Origin of the sequence: Micromonospora endolithica, assembly GCF_003626595.1 — a bacterium.
In the GTDB taxonomy this organism is placed as follows: Bacteria; Actinomycetota; Actinomycetes; order Mycobacteriales; family Micromonosporaceae; genus Micromonospora; species Micromonospora endolithica.
Genome location: NZ_RBAK01000004.1, coordinates 295,089 through 311,846, shown reverse-complemented (window position 1 = coordinate 311,846; position 16,758 = coordinate 295,089). Strand labels below are relative to the sequence as shown.

Genomic DNA, 16,758 nt, shown 5'->3' with positions numbered 1-16,758 from the left:
GCACCGCGGTCGCGAATCCCTCATGACACGCCACAGGAGGCGTCGTGCGTCCCGATGAGTTCCTCCGCGCCCTGGCCCAACTCCCCCCGACCCTGCACGACCAGGCCTTCGACCTCCGCCGCTACACACGCGACACCGGCTGCGGCGACTGCCACCGCGTCGGCGACGCCGTCCGCCTGGCCCTCACCGCCGCCCACTACGACGAGTTCACCTCGGCGACCGACCTGCTCGACAGCGCCGAGCTACTGGCTGCGGAGCACACCGAGCACGCCGGGCGCATCGGGCCCGCCCGGCAGGGGTCCGGTTGCGGGCCCCGCCCGGACCGGCGGCAGCGGAGCCGCGGCCGAGTGGTCCGGTGGGCGGGGACGTCCGCGCCGCTGGTGGCCGCGACCGACGCCAGCTGGAAGGGCCGTGCCGGCGGCATCGCGTACGTGGTCAGCGACGGCCACTACGGTCTGCGCGGCCGGGGAACCGGCCGGCTGGACCCGACCGGCGCCTCCCGGGTGCTCGTCGACGAGCTACGTGCGGTCGAGTTCCTGCTGACCGCGTACGACGAGATGCCGGTGGGCACGACCGTGCTGCTGGACAGCCTGTCCGCCCTGAGGTACCTGCACCGCTGGCAGGCCGGCGAGACGGGGGCGATGCCCCCGGGCTACAGCCTGCGGCAGCGCCGCTGGTCGGACCAGCCCACCCTGGTCCGGCTCGCCGGGCAGGTGGCCCACCGCCCTGACCTGGTCTTCGCGCACGTCAAGGGGCACAGCGGCCACGCGCTGAACGAGGCCGCCGACGGGCTGTCGCACATGGCCCGTCGCCGACGGGAGGAGTCGTTCGACCTGCGTCCCCGGGCGCACGCCCTGGTCGAGGCGTTCCTCCGCGACTGGCACGCCGCCCCGACCTGCTGACCGCCGATCCGCGAGCACCCGCCCGCGGGGGTGCCCACGAACCGGGCTCACTCCGGTGCCAGCGGCGCAGGGTCGACGTGGTCGCGCCACGAGTGGCGGGGCTCGTAGCCCAGCACCCGCCGCGCCTTGCCGATACTCAGTAGCGTCTCGTGCCGGCCGAGTTCGCCGCGTACCTCGACGCCCGGATAGACCTCGGCCATCAGGCTGGCGCTCGACCTGGTCATGACGGTGTCGGCGTTGGCGACGATGAAGACGTCGGCGCCGGGCCGGTCGTGTGCGAGCGCCCGCTCGACCGCCTGGGCCGCGTCGCGGGCGTCGACGTAGCCCCAGAGGTTCCACCGCCGCGCCCGCGGGTCGGCGTGAAACGACGGGAACGTGGCGTAGTCCTCGACGTCCATGACGTTGGAGAACCGCAGACCCACCATGACCAGTTCCGGGTCCCAGCGGCAGAAGTGCCGCGCCATCTCCTCCTCCAGGGCCTTGTTCAGCGAGTACGTCGACTCCGGCCGGGGCGCGTACTCCTCGTCGACCGGGGCGTACGGCGGTGGCGTGTCGAACGGCAGCCCGAGCACGGTCTCGCTCGACGCCCACACGACCCGCTTGATGCCGGCGGCCCTGGCCGCGGCGAAGACGTTGTACGTCGCGGCGGAGTTGTTCGCGAACGTGGCCGCGTTGGACACCAGCCCGGGGGCCGGGACCGCCGCCAGGTGCACGACCGCCTCGATGCCGCCGGCGTGCTCGTCCGTGCCCCCGGTGAACGCCTCCACCACCTGGCCGTAGTCGGTGAGGTCGACGAGGAGGAACTCGCCGCCCACGGCGCGCGGATCGGGGCCACCGGCACGGTCCACCGCGAGCACGTCGACACCCTCGTCGCGCAGGTGGGCGACCACGGCACGGCCGAGCTTGCCGGTGGCCCCGGTGACGACGACGCGGGCGGGCAGGGCGGAGTGGGTCATGCCCCCCATCCTCCGTCGGACCGCGACACCCCGCATCCGGGGTACCCGGTCCTCCGGCCCAGGGTGCGTAGCGTGCAGGGGGTAGCCGTTGCCTGCCAGGAGGAGACCTCATGTCCAAGCCGCCGCTTCCCGAGGCCGCGGTCGCGATGCTCCGGAAGCCGAACCCCGCCGTGATCACCACGCTTCGCGCGGGTGGCCACCCGGTGTCCGCCGCCACCTGGTACCTCTGGGAGGACGGCCGGATCCTGGTCAACATGGACGAGGGTCGCCGTCGGCTGGAGCACGTCCGCAACGATCCCCGGGTGTCCCTCACCGTGTTGGACGAGGCCGGCTGGTACACCCACGTCAGCATCATCGGGCAGGTCGCCGAGCTGCGCCCCGACGAGGACCTGGCGGACATCGACCGGCTGTCCCGGCACTACACGGGCAACGCCTACCCGCGCCGGGACCGCGGTCGGGTCAGCGCGCTGATCGAGATCGACCGCTGGCACGGTTGGGGCGCGCTCAAGGACAACGCCCAGGTCGGCTGAGGACCGACCGCACGGTCCGGGGGCCGCCGTGGTCAGGCGGGGCTCATCGCGCGTACGGCGGTGTCGATGAGCGTGGTGACCTGGTCCATGTCCCGGGCCCGGCGGACGTCCAACTCGGCCGAGGACCCACCGGGCAGCGCGAGGGTCACGGTCGCGTCCTCACGGCGGTGGATCAGCCAGCCGGCGACCGCCTGGACCAGCACCATGACGTCGCCGGCGTCGTCGACCGCCACCCGCAGCGGGTCTGCCCCGTCGGGTCGGGCGGGGGGCACCCGGTCGCGCAGCCGGTCCTCGGCGCGCAGCCAGGACGCCAGGGAACGCCGAGCGGCGGCGGAGGGAAGGTCCGGGTGGACCGAGAGCGTGATCGTCTCCAGGTACGCCGGCAACGTCGCCCCTTCCGGTCGCGGACGATGAGCGCGGGCACGACAACCCACAGTGATCAATGTACCTCGATGTCGGTGGTCCGGCCGGCCACGCGCCCGGCCGGCCGGACCACCGCGGTGGGCGTCAGCCGCTCGCGCAGACGGTGCCGTTGAGGGTGAACACGGTGGGCAGGACGTTCGGCCCGCCGTACGCGCCGACGAACCCGGCGCTGACGCTGCCGCCGGCGGCGATCTGCCGGTTGTCGGCGGGGGTGACCCGGACGTCGGTGCCGACCTGTTCCCAGGTGGCGCTCCAGCCGCTGCTGACCTGTTGCCAGCCGGTCGGCCAGGTCCAGGTGAGGGTCCAGCCGTCGATCGGGCGCGTCCCGTTGTTGGTGATCTCGACGCCGCCGATGTAGCCGTTGCCCCAGTCGTTGGCGGTGGTGAAGCGCACGGTGCACCCGCTGGTGGACGGCGCGACGGTGGCGAAGGTGAGCGGCGGCGAGGACCAGGACACCCGACCGGCGGCGTCCCGGGCCAGCACGTTGACCGTGTATCTGCGGCCCGGCACCAGATTGTCGACGGTGAACGAGGTTCCCGGCGTCTCGCCGAGTTGCTCGCTCACCGCGCCGTTCTGCCGGTGCACCTCGTACTTGGCGATCGGGCTGCCGCCCGGCGTGGCCGCCGGCCAGGAGATCGTCGCGGACCGGTCGCTGACGTCGGTGGCGGTCGGCTGGCCCGGCGCCGCGGGCAACCCGGCGGTCGCGCCGGCCGGTCGCAGCACCAGCATGGTCAGGGAGTACGGCGGCAGCGTCCGGCTGGTGGCCGAGCCGGACTGGCTGGTGGCGATGCCGGTGGCCCCGTTGGTCAGGGTGGACACCGTGGGCGCGGCGGCCGACGGGGTGAACCCGGCGTAGTCGACGGTGACCGGGTGGGCGTTGTCCGGGTCCTTGTTCAGCAGCAGCACCGCGAGGTCGCCGTTGCCCCGGCGGACGGCGTGCGCGGTGACCAGCGGTTCGTCGGTGCCGGCGCGGACGAACTGGTCCCCGGCGGTGGCGAAGAGCTTCATCATGCTCAGCCCGTGGTACGGCGCGAACGGCGTGTTCAGCGGCGGTTCGCAGACCGACCCGTCGGCGGTGCAGCCACCGCTGGAGAGCAGTCCGAAGTCGTCGTAGTCGGTCTGCCCGGCCACCTGCGTCACGTCGCCGATGCCGTTGTGCACGTTCCACCAGTGGACGGTGAGGACGCCGTTGGCCAGCAGTTCGCTGTACGCGTCGGCCAGGAAGAGCGCCCCGGGCTGAGTGTTCCGGCCGACGTCGACGTTCAGTTCGGTCAGGCTGATGCCGATGCGGTCGGCGTTCGGCCCGGCGTACCGGGTGAGCTGCTGCCGGAGCAGGTAGGTGGCGTCGACGATCTGGTTGGTGCGGGCCAGCGACTGCGCGGCGTCGCCGCCGGGGTACCAGTGCACGTCCACGAAGTCGATCTTCTCACCGGCGAGGGAGAGCACGGTCTGGTTCCACGGGCCGGGGTCATTGCCGGCGGTGATCCCGTCCGGCCAGTTGCCGGGCATGGTCAGCACCGCGCCGACCTTGATGCCCGGGTCGACCGCCTTCATCGCGTCGGCGTACTCGACGACGAGTCGCGCGTACTGTGTCGCGCTCTTGTCCGGGTGGTCGTCCGCCTCCCACGCGGAGCCGTAGTGGCCGTTGCCGTAGTTCTCGTTGCCGATCGTCCAGTACTTCGCGCCGTAGCCCTTGGTCACGTTGGCGTACCGCACCCAGTCGGCGGCTTCGGCGGGCGTACCGGTGCCGTAGTTCGCGATGATCATCGGCTGCGCGCCGACCCGGCGGACCCCGGCCATGAAGGTGTCGAAGTCGGTGTTCGGCGCGACGTACCCGCCGGGGGCGGTGTGGTCCTTCCAGTGGTAGATGTCGGCGTAGGAGCCGCCCGGGTAGCGCATCATCTGCACCCCGGCGTCGCGCAGCAGGTCCGAGGTCTCGGTGGTGCCCAGGTTCTGGTCCCAGATGGCGTGGTTGACGCCCAGCGCGGTGTCGGGCACGGTCGCCAACCCGGCACGCGCGTTCACGGTGACGGCGACCGGATCGGGTGCCGCCTCGGCGGTCGGGGGGTTGACGCCGGAGAGCGCGGTCGCGGCGAGCAACAGGCTCGCCAGCAGTGCCACGCGGCGTTTCGTCAGGGGCATGGGCTGGATTCCTTCGCGAAGAGCGGTCGGTGAGTAGCCCGTCCGTCCGGAACCCCTGATCGGATCCCGGCTGCCCTTCGGACGGGTGTCAGCTCCGCGCGCGGAAATGATCGACGGTCAAGAATGTCACGAGCGGACCGGCCGACTCAAGCCGACACCCGGCCGGCCTCGACCACCCGAAAGGCCGCCACGTTATCATCACTCGTCAATACGTTACAGAAATTCCGAAACCTGCATAAATGATTGGCCCGCCCTATCCTGTTCCTCGTGACATCGGGGGCCGAGGCCAACTGGGACGACGTGATGGCCTTCCGGGCGGTCGCCGAGCATCTGAACTTCACCGCCGCCGCCCGCCACCTGCACGTGTCCGCCTCGACGCTGTCGCACCGGGTCTCCCGGCTGGAGTCCGCCCTCGGGCTGGCCCTGTTGAGCCGGAACACCCGGTCGGTGCGACTCACCGAGGCGGGGACGGTGCTGCTGGAATGGGCGGTCGAGGCCGGCGATTCGTGGCGGGACCTGCACGTCTCCCTCCGCCGGGAGCCGGGTCGAGTCGGTCCGGCGGGCAGTCCCGGGGGGCGGAACGTCGTGCGGTTCGGCTACGCCCGGGTCGACACGACCGACCTCTTCGGCGAACTCCCCCTCGTCGACCCGGGGATCACGTGGCACACGCGGGCCCTGCCGACCGGGGTGGCGGGGCTCGGCGCCCTCGCCGACGGGTCCCTCGACCTGCTGCTCTGGGTGGACTGGTTGTCCTGGTGGCGTCGGGAGACCCCCGATCAGGTCCTGGCACAGGTGGAGTCCGCGGTGGTGGTCGACGAGCCCCTCTGGGTCTACCTGCCGGCCGGGCATCCGGCGGCCGGACAGGACGTCGTGGACGTCGGTCAACTCGCCGAGGACGACTGGATCGCCTCGCCGCAGCCGGTGCCGAGACGGCTGGTGCGGCACACGGCCCGTCGGTACGGGCGGTTCGAGCCACGGATCCGGCACCTGACCGACGATCCGAGGATGGCCTTGAGCCTGCTGTCCGAGGGGCTGGCCGTGGACGTGGGGCCACCGCCCTGCGCGCCGCTGCCGGCCCAGGTGGTGGCCCGACCCCTGCGGGGCGCGCCGCGGACCCGGATCCAGCTGAGCAGGCGACGATCCGGACCGCTGTCCGAGGAGACCTTCCGGGCCGTGCACCGCCAGGTCGCCCGGTGGTACGTCGATGGCTACCGGGTGGCCAATCCCGGCTACTGGCGCTCGCTCGCGCACCGGCCGGAGCGGCACCCGGGTCTGCGGGACGTGCTGCGGGAGTCCTCGGGTGACCTGCGGGTGACGGGGTGAAGTGGCAGGAGCTGCACTCGTTCGTGGCGGTCGCCGAGGAGGAGAGCTTCACCGGCGCGGCGCGGCGACTGGGCGTCAGCCAGCCCGAGGTGTCGCGCCGCGTGCGCCAGCTGGAGCGACAGGTCGGCGCCAAGCTGGTCCAGCGGACGACACGTCAGGTGACGATCACCGCTGCCGGTCGGGAGGTGCTCCGGTGGGCGCTCGGGACGATCGACAGCTGGGAGCGGGTCAACCGCAGGCTCGACGGCTACCGGGACGACGACGGCCCGCGCAGGTCAGACGCCATTGATACCGATCCGGACCAGAAGTGAGGGGATTAAGAGCATTTCCGTGCTTCTAACGTTGGAAATCTGCGGGCAGACTCGATCCCGCGGGGCACTCCGCGGCCGGACGGGACGACGCCTCCGGCATCTCGAAGGGAGCGCATCATGCGGTTGAAGCGAACGATCGGAAAGGGCTCCACCCTGGCCGCCGTCGGCCTGGCGGCCGCCGCGGTGCTGGCCGTGCCGGCGCCGGCCAGCGCGGCCGTCAGCGCCGCACTCCTGGGCACCTGGTACAACAACTACGGCAACGTGCTCAGCATCCGGGAGGACGGCGGGCACGGCACCCCCGCCGGCACCTGCGGCGACCTCATCCTGAAGGACGTCAACGTGGTCGACGGCGCGGGTCTGGTGCTGACCGGGCAGTACCGGACCGCCGCGGCCGAGGGCGTGATCGACGGCCAGGTGCGGTGCGTCAGCTACACGTACACCAATGTGCTGATCACCGTGAACGCCGCGCAGAACCAGTTCACCGTCACCGGCGGGGTCAACACCACCTACACCCGCGCCGCGTGACCGGCGGCGCGGCGCGTCGACGTCCGCACCGCTGAGCCCACCCCGGTCCGGTGTCCCCGCGGGGACACCGGACCGGCGCACACCACCCACAGTGCCGGGGAATACCGGTCGACCCGTACGACGTTCGTGGCTAGCGTGATGACCATGTTCGGCACCGTCGGCTCCGTGCGGCCCGCAGGTTTCCTCCTGCCGGCCGCCGTCGACGTGTGTGCCTGGCTGGTCGATACCCGAGGCTGACCCTCCTCCCGCTGCGGCAGAACCATGGAGGAGGGTGGCCCGGTCCTCCGGCGCTGCCCATCGGCGCGCCGTGACACGCGGTTCTGACGCGGTTTCCCGCGGAGTGGCGCCCGCCCGCGTTCGTCGACGAGCCATTCGTTCCACTGTGGAGTCTCAGCATGGCCAAGAGCCAGTTCATCCGTACGAAGCCGCACCTCAACATCGGCACGATGGGTCACGTCGACCACGGCAAGACGACCCTGACCGCCGCCATCACCAAGGTCCTCGCCGACCGCGACCCCACCGTCAACCGGTTCGTGTCCTTCGACGGCATCGACCGGGCGCCGGAGGAGGTGGAGCGGGGCATCACCATCAACATCGCGCACGTCGAGTACGAGACCGCGACCCGGCACTACGCCCACGTGGACATGCCCGGCCACGCCGACTTCGTGAAGAACATGATCACTGGGGCGGCGCAGGTCGACGGCGCGATCCTGGTGGTCTCCGCGCTGGACGGGGCGATGCCGCAGACGCGTGAGCACGTGCTGCTCGCGCGGCGGGTCGGCGTGCCCTACCTGGTGGTGGCGATGAACAAGGCCGACGCGGTGCAGGACCCGGAGCTGCTCGACCTGGTCGAGCTGGAGGTCCGGGAGCTGGTGTCCGAGTACGGGTTCCCCGGCGACGAGGTGCCGGTGGTGCGGGTCTCGGCGCTGCGCGCGCTGGAGGGCGACCCGCACTGGGTGGCGTCGGTGGTGGAGCTGCTCGACGCGGTGGACCGGTACGTGCCGGTGCCGCCCCGCGAACTCGGCGAGCCGTTCCTGATGCCGATCGAGAACGTGCTGACCATCTCCGGTCGGGGCACGGTGGTGACCGGCGCGGTCGAGCGGGGCACCCTGCGGGCGGGTGACCCGGTGGAGGTGGTCGGGCTCGGTCCGACGCTGTCGACGGTGGCGACCGGGCTGGAGACCTTCGGCAAGTCACTGGCGACCGCCGAGGCCGGCGACAACGCCGCGGTGCTGCTGCGCGGGATCAAGCGGGACCAGGTGCAGCGGGGTCAGGTGGTGGCGTTGCCGGGCAGCGTCACGCCGCACCAGCGGTTCCGGGCCCGGCTGTACGCGCTGACCACCGCCGAGGGCGGACGCCACACGCCGTTCTTCGCCAACTACCGGCCGCAGTTCTACTTCCGCACCACCGACGTGGTCGGATCGGTGGATCTCGGCGACGTGATGATGGTCATGCCGGGCGACACCGTCGACCTGACGGTGGAGCTGGGCAGGCCGGTCGCGATGGATGCCGGGCTCGGCTTCGCCGTCCGCGAGGGCGGCCGCACGGTGGCCGCCGGAACGGTTACCGAGCTGCTCGACTGACGCGTGCCGACGAGGGGCCCCGCTTGGGGGTCCCTCGTCGCACGTGGTGGTGACATTGCAGTCGTATCGCCAAACGGGTACGGTGGGATGCAATGCGAGTGCATTGCATAGAGAGTGGGCCCACATGCGCGTGATGGCGTTGTCCGAGGTGACCGCCGGGATGCTCGACCTGGTCGGTGGCAAGGCCGCCGGGCTGGGCGAGCTGATCCGGCACGGCGAGCGGGTGCCGGAGGGATTCTGTGTCACCACCGAGGCCCACCGGCTCGGCGTCGTCCCGCAGGCGGAGGTCGTCGCCGCGTACCAGCGGCTGGGCGGGGGCCCGGTGGCGGTGCGCTCCAGCGCCACCGCCGAGGACCTGCCGGAGGCCAGTTTCGCCGGGCAGCAGGACACCGTCCTGAACGTCACCGGCACCGCCGAGTTGTTCGCCGCGATCGAGAAGGTCTGGGGGTCGCTGCACACCGCCCGCGCCACCGCCTACCGCGACGCCCGCGGCATCGACCACCGCTCGGCGCGGATGGCGGTCGTCGTGCAGCGCATGGTCGCCCCGACCGTGGCGGGGGTGTTGTTCACCGCCAACCCGCTGACCGGCCGCCGCGACGAGATGGCGGTCGACGCCGCGCCGGGCCTCGGCACGACGGTGGTGGACGGCGCGGCGACCGTGGACCACTACGTCCTCGACGGCACGCCCCGCCCCGACGCCGGTTGCCTGACGTCCGCGCAGTTGGCGGAACTCCGGGCCGCCGGTGAACGGCTCCAGGACCACTTCGGCTGTCCGCAGGACGTGGAGTGGGCGTACGACGCCGAGGGCGTGTTGTGGTTGCTCCAGTCGCGGCCGGTCACCGGCCTGTTTCCCCTCCCCCCGGCGACCGACAAGCCCCTCCCCCGGGTCTACCTGGAGTTCGGGCACGTCCAGGGCATGTTGCGACCGGTCACCCCGATGGGCATGTCGACCCTGCGGGCCCAGATCGCGGCGATGCTCGCCGCGCTCGGCGTCCGGGTGGAGATCGTCGACATCGGCGGTCGCCTCTACGGTGACCTGACCGAACTGGCCCGGAACCGTTCGTCCCGCCGGCGGCTGGTCAAGCTGCTGGCGGTCGACTTCGGCCCCCGGGCCCAGACGGTGATGCGGCACGTCCTGGCCGATCCGCGGTTCGCCCCTACCAGGGGTGGCGCCGGCAACGGCGCGCGGTCGGGCGGCGGCGCCTCGCTGCGTACCGCCGGTCGCGCGGTGGTGGGGATCCTGGCCGCGCTGGCTCGTCCCGACACCGCGCGGATCCGGATGTTCCAGGCGATCGAGGAGATGAGGGTACGGTCGGCGGCCCCCGCCGACCTGAAGACCGCCGCCGACCGGCTCCGCTTCGTGCGGGCGCACGACACCGAGGACCGCGCCGACGCGATCATGTGGCCGATCGTCGCCGGGATGCTCGCCGCGGCGGCGCCCACGGCGCTGCTCAAGGGAGTCGCGAGCCCGGACGAGATCCACGCCGTGCTGGGTGGGATGCCGCACAACGTGACCATCGAGATGGACCTGGCGCTCTGGCGGCTCGCCCAGGGGGTGGGCGAGCACCGACAGCTCCTCCTCGACACCCCGGCGGACGAGCTGGCCACGCGGTACCTGCGCGGGACGCTGCCCGACATCGGGATGGCCGGATTCCTCGACGCCTACGGTCATCGCGGTGTCGCCGAGGTGGACCTCGGCGTACCGCGCTGGGCGGAGGACCCGGCACCGGTCTTCGCGGCGCTCGCCAACTACCTGCGGGTCACCGACCCGCGGCAGGGGCCCGACCAGCGCTTCCAGCGGGCCGCCGCCGCGGCCGAGGCCGCCCTCGACGAGCTGGTCCGGCGGGCCCGCCGCCGGCGACCGGTACGCGGCACGACGGCCGGATTCCTGCTGCGCCGCGCCCGGTCGTTGGCCGGTCTGCGGGAGGCGGGGAAGTTCGCCGGGTTGTACCCGCTGCGCGAGACCCGCCGGCAACTGCTGCTCATCGGCGCCGACCTGCACGGCGTCGGGTTGCTGGAACAGCCCGACGACGTCATGTTCCTGACCCTCGACGAGGTGCACGCCGCCGTGCACGACGGCACCGACCATCGGGCGACGGTCGCCGCCCGACGAGCGGTGCACCGCCGGGAGTCGCGCCGCAGGACGGTACCGGTGGCGCTGCTCTCGGACGGCACCGACGTCGAGGCGGTCCTGCCGGCGACACCCGCCGTCGACGGCACCCGTACCGGGGTCGGCGCGTCGGCCGGTCGGGTCACCGGCCCGGCCCGCGTCGTCCACGACCCGGCCAGCGCCCACATCGAACCCGGCGAGGTCCTGGTCGCCGCGACCACCGACCCCGGTTGGACCCCGCTGTTCCTCACCGCGTCGGCACTGGTCACCGAGACCGGCGCGATCATGGCGCACGGGCCCACGGTGGCCCGGGAGTACGGCATCCCCGCCGTCATCTGCGTGCCGGACGCCACCCGGGTGATCACCACCGGTCAGCTCGTCACCGTGGACGGCGGCGCCGGCACCGTCACCGTCCACTGACCGTCACCCCGCACCGATGACCGACGGACTCCCACCGCGAGGAACGACCATGACCGAGACGAAGGCCCCGACCGGGGCGAGGATGGGTACGCTGCTGCGCCGGGCCGCCGCGATGGAGGTCGCGATGTGGCGGAGCCTGTTCAGGTGGGCGCTACGCCGGCCGCTGCGGCTGGCGCCGGGCGACGAGCCGTTCGGCTATCTGGGCCCGGTCAAGCCGATCCTCGGCGTCCTGATCGGCCTGTCGGTCGTGGAGATCCCGGTCCTCGACCTGATCGTCGCCAACGTGGTGCCGTGGACGCCGGCCCGCTGGATCGCGCTCGGCCTGGGCGTCTGGGGAGTGCTCTGGATGGTCGGCCTGTACGCGGGCATGCGGATCCACCCGCACGTCGTCGGTGACCGGGGCCTGCGGGTCCGGGCCGGTTCGGACATCGACGTGTGGATCCCGTGGACGGACGTGCAGGCGCTGCGCAAGCGGCACCGCTCGCTGCCCTCCAGCAGGTCGGTGCAGGTCGAGCAGGAGGGTGACCGCCGGGTGCTGTGCCTCGGCGTCGGCAGCCAGACCAGCGTCGACGTCGTGCTGCGCCGGCCGACGACCTTCGACCTGCCCAAGGGCCGGTCCGAGCCGGTGGACGAGTTGCGGTTGCACGCCGACGACCCCGACGGCCTGCTGCGCAGCGCACGGGGCACCCCGACGACCGGAGCCGTCAGCCGGTAGCCGACGCCGCGCGGGCGGAGGTGTCCGGACCACCCACTGTGAAACGATCGAGGTCATGCCCAAGAAGGTCGATCACCAGGCGCGGCGCACCCTCATCGCGGACGCGTTGATGCGGGTCGCCGCGGACCAGGGACTGGAGGCGGTCAGCCTCCGCCACGTGGCCGCCCAGGCCGGCGTGTCCGCCGGGATGGTCCAGCACTACTTCCGCACCAAGGACGAGATGATGGCGTTCGCGCTGGCCGAGGTGCGCGAGCGCAGTCAGGTGCGGGTGACCGAGGCCCTGGCCCGGCTGGGCGCGGACCCGTCCCCGCGGCTGCTGCTGCGGACGATGATCGCCGCACTGCTGCCGCTGGACGACCGGACCCGTGACGACGGACGGGTGGCGCTGGCGTTCCTCGCCTACACCGCGGTGCGTCCGGCGGCCGCGACCGGCCTGCGCGAGGACACCGCACAACTGGCCGGGTTCATCGCCGGCCTCCTCCCCCGGCCCGACGCCGACGCCGCCGCGGCCGGCCTGCTGGCCGTGATGGAGGGGCTGGGCGTCTACCTGCTCGGCGGGCAGTTCACCGCCGAGCAGGCGTTGGCCGCGCTGGACGCCCACCTCGACCTGCTCTTCGGCTCACCCACCGGTATCTGACCGGGGACGTCGAGCGGCGGCGTTCCGGGGCGGCGACAGCCACGACGACGGGGGCGGAACCCGGGAGCGTCCAGGCTCCCGGGTTCCGCCCCCGTCGTGCGAGCGGTCGGTCAGGCGGTGGCGAGGCGGCATCGGCCGAGCGGCGCGTGCCCGCCGGGGTCAGTGGATGACGACCGGGGTCTTGACCTGCTCGCCGCCGGGCTGGTCGTCGAGCAGGTGCGAACGCTCCCGCCGGCGGGGCAGGAAGGCCGCCGGGACGAACGTCACCAGCACCAACGCGAAACCGACCCAGAAGGTGGTGGCGAAGGAGTCGGCGGCGTAGTCGAGCCCACGCTCGATGAACGACGGGTCGACCGGGAACTGCTGCGCCAACTCCGGCCGCTGCTGCACGGCGATGGCCAGGCCGGCCTCGGTGACCGGGTTGCCGCTCGGGTCCACCGCGCCGGGGATCGGCCGGGAGTCGTTCAGCTCGTTGGTCAGGATCACCGACATCACCGCGGCGCCGATGGACCCACCGATCTGCTGGAGGATGTTCACCAGGGTCGAGCCGCGGGCCACCTCCGGCCCGGAGAGGCTACGCAGCGCCGAGGTCATCAGCGGCATCATCGTCCCGCCCATGCCGAGACCCATCACGAACAACGAGCCGCACAGCAGCACGTACGACGTGTTCGGGTCCACCTGGGTGAAGGTGAAGAACCCGGCCGCGATCAGGACCAGCGCGAACGGCACCGTGCGGCCGACCGGCACCTTGTCGGCCAGCATGCCGGCGATCGGCATGGTCACCATCGCGCCGAGGCCCTGCGGCGCCATCAGCAGACCGGCGGTGAGCGTCGTCTCGCCGCGCACCTGGAGGAAGTAGCTGGGGAACAGCAGGCCGGCGCCCATGAACGCGATGATGAACACGAACAGCGTCACCGACGCGATGGTCAGGTTGCGGTTGCGGAACAGCCGCAGGTCGAGCAGGGGGTGGCGGGGCTTGAACGAGTAGCGGACGAAGGCCACCACGAGTGCCGCGCCGACGAGCATCGGCAGCCACACCTCGGGGTCGGCGAAGGTGCCGGCCTCGGGCAGGGTGGACACGCCGTAGAGGAACAACGCCAGGCCGGGCGAGAGCATCAGCATGCCGAGGAAGTCGAACGACTCCGACGGCTCCGGGCTGTCCTTCGGCAGCGCCAGCTGGGCGTAGACCAGCGCGATCAGGCCGATCGGCAGGTTGATCAGGAAGATCCAGTGCCAGCTCGCCACGTCGATCAGCCAACCGCCGAGGATCGGGCCGCCGATCGGGCCGAGCAGCATCGGGATGCCGAGGACGGCCATCAACCGGCCGATCCGGTGCGGGCCGGCCGCGCGAGTCATGATCGTCATGCCGATCGGCATCAGCATGCCGCCGCCGAGACCCTGAAGCACCCGGTAGCCGATCAGCTCACCGATGGTGTCGGCGGTGGCGCAGAGGCCCGAACCGATCGTGAACAGGGCCAGGGCGATCATGTAGAGCCGTTTGGTGCCGAACCGGTCGGCCGCCCACCCGCTGAGCGGGATGACCGTGGCCAGCGCGAGGGTGTAGCCGGTCATCGTCCACGCGACGCGGGCGTACGAGGCGTCGAACTCGCTCTGGAACGTCGGCAGCGCGACGCTCACCACCGTCACGTCGAGGATCGACATGATCGCGCCGAGCACCACGACGCCCGCCACCTTGAGTACCGCGGCGTCGAGCTTGTCCGACGTCGGGACCGGCTGCGGTGTCGCGACAGATTGCTGTGCCACGAATTCTCCTGAGATCAGATTGACCGAACGGACGAGCGGTGGTGGCCGGTACGGCGAATGCCGGGAACCGGGGCGCAACGTGCCGAGGGGTTGAACCGCAGGAAGACTAGCCCTGGGCGGCGACACCGCGCCGCCTCTTTAGCCGCTGGCAGAGCGTGCCGTGGCGGCAATCACGTTCCCCCCGGGTAACCGCCGGTGGATCCCGCTCCCCGCCGGCCGGAAAAGTCGGGACGCCACAGCTTCAACCTTCGGGTCGGTCTCGGAGTCGTGTCAGATAACCGAGCGAGGTGGGAGCAGATGGCGGCAGACGACGAGCATTTCCGAGAGTTCGTCGACACGCGTTACATGGATCTGATGCGCGTGGCGTACCACCTGACCGGGTCGGCCCAGGAGGCCGAGGACCTGGTGCAGTCGGCGCTGGTCAAGGTGATGCGGCGGTGGCGGCGGATCGACGACCCGATGGCCTACCTGCGACGGGTCATGATCAACCAGCACATCAGCCTCTGGCGCCGCCAGCGGGTGCACGAGGTGGTCAGGGCGGTCCTGCCGGACCGGTCCACCCGGGACCTGACCGAGACCGTGCTGGAACGGCAGGCCCTGTACGAGGCGATGCGCGAGCTGACGCCCCGTACCCGGGCGGTGATCGTGCTGCGGTACGTGGCCGATCTGCCCGAGGCCGAGGTGGCGGCGACCCTCGGCTGTTCCGTCGGCTCGGTCAAGAGCCGCGCGTCCAGAGGATTGGCCCGCCTGCGAAGGGCGCTGGGCCCGGTGCCGTCGGCACCAGCGACGGCACCCGCGGCCGAGACGACAGAAACCGCTACGGCGACGACGAGGATGACGGAGGTGGCACCATGACGGTCGACGAGGAGCTGAGCCGGGCCCTGGACGACCTGACCAGGGGACTCACCCCTCAGCCGGACCCGTACGGTCGGGTCGTGGCTCGCCATCGGCGGGCCCGGCAGCGACGCGCGGTCGGCCTGACCACGGCCGTCGTGGTCAGCCTCACCGGCGCGGTCGTCGCGGTCGGCGGTCCCGGCACACCGGCGCAGCCGCCACCGGCCGACTCGACCGACCCCGTCCCTCCCGTGCTCGCCTGGTCGGAGAAGTTGCTCCAGTCACCTCCGCGGGGAGCCGTGGCCCGGGACGCCGCATACGTCCGCGGCCTCACGGACCTTCTGTCGGCGGCGCAACGCAGCGGCGACATCGCCCGGCTGAGGGGGGTGCCGGTGCGCGAGGTGCGGGTGCTCTTCGTCGACGACGTCGGCGGGCGGCGGATCGCCCTCGCCGCCTTCGTCCGCGAGGAGCCCGACCCGAACACCGGCTGGCCGAGCGCGGCGGTGTGGCTGGTCGCTCCCGAGGGCGCCGACGCCGAAGAGCTGGCCGACAGCAACGCGATCCGGAGCGTGAGCGACGCGCTGGAACCCGTCGAGAGCATGGTGCTCGAAGACACCGCCCCCCGTTCGGGCGAGCCGGCGGTGCAGGTCGCGATCGCACCAGCCGAGTGTGTGTTCCTCAGCTCGCCGATGCCCGTGGACCCGGCCCGGTGGACCCCCGAGCCGACCAGCTCCTACCTGGTCCGTACCCCGCAGACCCGACGGCCCGAGTGGTGGCGGGTCGACTGCGGCCCGGTGACCCGCAGGGTCGTGCCCGCGCCGGGCTCGCTGGTGACCGGGCCGATCACCGACGCCCAGCTCGCCACCGCGATGTCCCGGTCGCGTGGGACCGCCGACGCGGAACGTTCCCGGGCGCTGGTCCAGCAGACGGCCCAGACGCAGGGGTACCGGGCGAGCGCCCTGCCGACCGTGGTCTGGGGGGGCCGCGTGGCCTTCGTTCCGATCAGCGACGCCTCGCCGGTCGCGCCGGCCGCCGACGCGCAGGTCACCGTACTGGCCGCCCCCGCCGTCGGGGGAGGTTGGCGGGGCACGGTGACGATCGACCACGACCGGCCGGGGGCCGACGGCGCGACCGCCACCGGGATGTCCTTCGAGGTGCCGACCGATCCGAACGATCCGACCGGCGTCCTCGCCATCCCCGCCGGCGAGGACGGACCGGACGGGGCTCGGCAGTCCCTACTGGTGGTGACGCCGGCCGCCGCCACCACCGTGCGGGTCCTCCGCGACGGTCAGGAGGTGGCCCGTTCCCCGGTGCGCCGCTCCGGCGCGGTGGTGACCGTGCCCGGCCCCGCCTCCGGACTGGTGGTGGAGGCACTCGACAGGTCCGGCACCGCCCTTGCCGACGCACCGGTCGCGAGGGTCGGCGACCAGCTGGATTCTCTGGAGATGGACGCCTTCAACCAGCAGTGAGCCGGTCCGGCAGCGGCCGACCGGGGCCGCTGCCGGACACGACGGGTCGTGAATCCCCCGGCCCGACGCCGGGACGAGCAGCCGGCGCCGTTCGGTCAGCGGCTCAACCGGGTT

At 72.4% G+C, this 16,758-nt stretch carries 15 protein-coding genes; 11 read left to right on the top strand and 4 right to left on the bottom strand.

Going from position 1 to position 16,758, the window contains the following annotated elements:
- The first annotated feature begins 44 nt into the window (after positions 1-44).
- Complete coding sequence (locus D7223_RS13250) at positions 45-902, top strand: ribonuclease HI (protein WP_120728669.1); 858 nt, start codon at positions 45-47, stop codon at positions 900-902.
- 47 nt (positions 903-949) lie between these two features.
- Here D7223_RS13250 and D7223_RS13245 read toward each other — a convergent pair whose 3' ends face one another.
- Positions 950-1,858, bottom strand: coding sequence for an NAD-dependent epimerase/dehydratase family protein (locus D7223_RS13245; RefSeq protein WP_120728667.1), 909 nt, complete (start codon positions 1,856-1,858; stop codon positions 950-952).
- A 110-nt stretch (positions 1,859-1,968) separates the two neighbouring features.
- Here D7223_RS13245 and D7223_RS13240 point away from each other — a divergent pair, with 110 nt between their 5' ends.
- Positions 1,969-2,388 carry a PPOX class F420-dependent oxidoreductase gene (locus tag D7223_RS13240; RefSeq protein WP_120728665.1) on the top strand — a complete coding sequence of 140 codons (420 nt, stop codon included), beginning with the start codon at positions 1,969-1,971 and terminating at the stop codon, positions 2,386-2,388.
- 32 nt (positions 2,389-2,420) lie between these two features.
- Here the strand turns inward: D7223_RS13240 and D7223_RS13235 are convergent, their stop codons facing one another.
- Positions 2,421-2,774: an effector-associated constant component EACC1 gene (locus tag D7223_RS13235; RefSeq protein WP_120728663.1), complete on the bottom strand. Its 354-nt coding sequence runs from the start codon at positions 2,772-2,774 to the stop codon at positions 2,421-2,423.
- 121 nt (positions 2,775-2,895) lie between these two features.
- Positions 2,896-4,953, bottom strand: coding sequence for a cellulose binding domain-containing protein (locus tag D7223_RS13230; RefSeq protein WP_120728661.1), 2,058 nt, complete (start codon positions 4,951-4,953; stop codon positions 2,896-2,898).
- Positions 4,954-5,220: 267 nt separating this feature from the next.
- Here D7223_RS13230 and D7223_RS13225 point away from each other — a divergent pair, with 267 nt between their 5' ends.
- From D7223_RS13225 to D7223_RS13195, 7 genes are all read left to right on the top strand, one after another.
- A complete protein-coding gene (locus tag D7223_RS13225) occupies positions 5,221-6,276 on the top strand; it encodes a LysR family transcriptional regulator (protein ID WP_120728660.1) in 1,056 nt (351 codons plus the stop codon).
- Entirely contained in the window at positions 6,273-6,587 is a 315-nt protein-coding gene (locus D7223_RS13220) for a LysR family transcriptional regulator (protein WP_120728658.1), read from the top strand. Before D7223_RS13225 ends, D7223_RS13220 begins: the two co-directional genes overlap by 4 nt.
- Before the next feature lie 117 nt (positions 6,588-6,704).
- Positions 6,705-7,112, top strand: a complete 408-nt coding sequence (locus tag D7223_RS13215) for a hypothetical protein (RefSeq protein WP_120728656.1) — start codon at positions 6,705-6,707, stop codon at positions 7,110-7,112.
- A 395-nt stretch (positions 7,113-7,507) separates the two neighbouring features.
- Complete coding sequence (tuf, locus tag D7223_RS13210) at positions 7,508-8,695, top strand: elongation factor Tu (protein ID WP_120728653.1); 1,188 nt, start codon at positions 7,508-7,510, stop codon at positions 8,693-8,695.
- 124 nt (positions 8,696-8,819) lie between these two features.
- A complete protein-coding gene (locus D7223_RS13205; RefSeq protein WP_120728651.1) occupies positions 8,820-11,225 on the top strand; it encodes a PEP/pyruvate-binding domain-containing protein in 2,406 nt (801 codons plus the stop codon).
- 49 nt (positions 11,226-11,274) lie between these two features.
- A complete protein-coding gene (locus tag D7223_RS13200; RefSeq protein ID WP_120728650.1) occupies positions 11,275-11,940 on the top strand; it encodes a hypothetical protein in 666 nt (221 codons plus the stop codon).
- A 55-nt stretch (positions 11,941-11,995) separates the two neighbouring features.
- Positions 11,996-12,577, top strand: coding sequence for a TetR/AcrR family transcriptional regulator (locus tag D7223_RS13195; RefSeq protein ID WP_120728648.1), 582 nt, complete (start codon positions 11,996-11,998; stop codon positions 12,575-12,577).
- Positions 12,578-12,736: 159 nt separating this feature from the next.
- On the opposite strand, the gene D7223_RS13190 is transcribed toward D7223_RS13195, so the two are convergent.
- The gene (locus D7223_RS13190) at positions 12,737-14,341 is read right to left on the bottom strand and encodes a DHA2 family efflux MFS transporter permease subunit (RefSeq protein ID WP_120728646.1); all 1,605 of its coding nucleotides are present in this window, start codon (positions 14,339-14,341) and stop codon (positions 12,737-12,739) included.
- 297 nt (positions 14,342-14,638) lie between these two features.
- Between D7223_RS13190 and D7223_RS13185 the strand changes: the two genes are divergently transcribed.
- Positions 14,639-15,196, top strand: coding sequence for a SigE family RNA polymerase sigma factor (locus D7223_RS13185; RefSeq protein ID WP_120728644.1), 558 nt, complete (start codon positions 14,639-14,641; stop codon positions 15,194-15,196).
- Entirely contained in the window at positions 15,193-16,644 is a 1,452-nt protein-coding gene (locus tag D7223_RS13180) for a hypothetical protein (RefSeq protein WP_120728641.1), read from the top strand. Before D7223_RS13185 ends, D7223_RS13180 begins: the two co-directional genes overlap by 4 nt.
- Positions 16,645-16,758 lie beyond the last annotated feature (114 nt).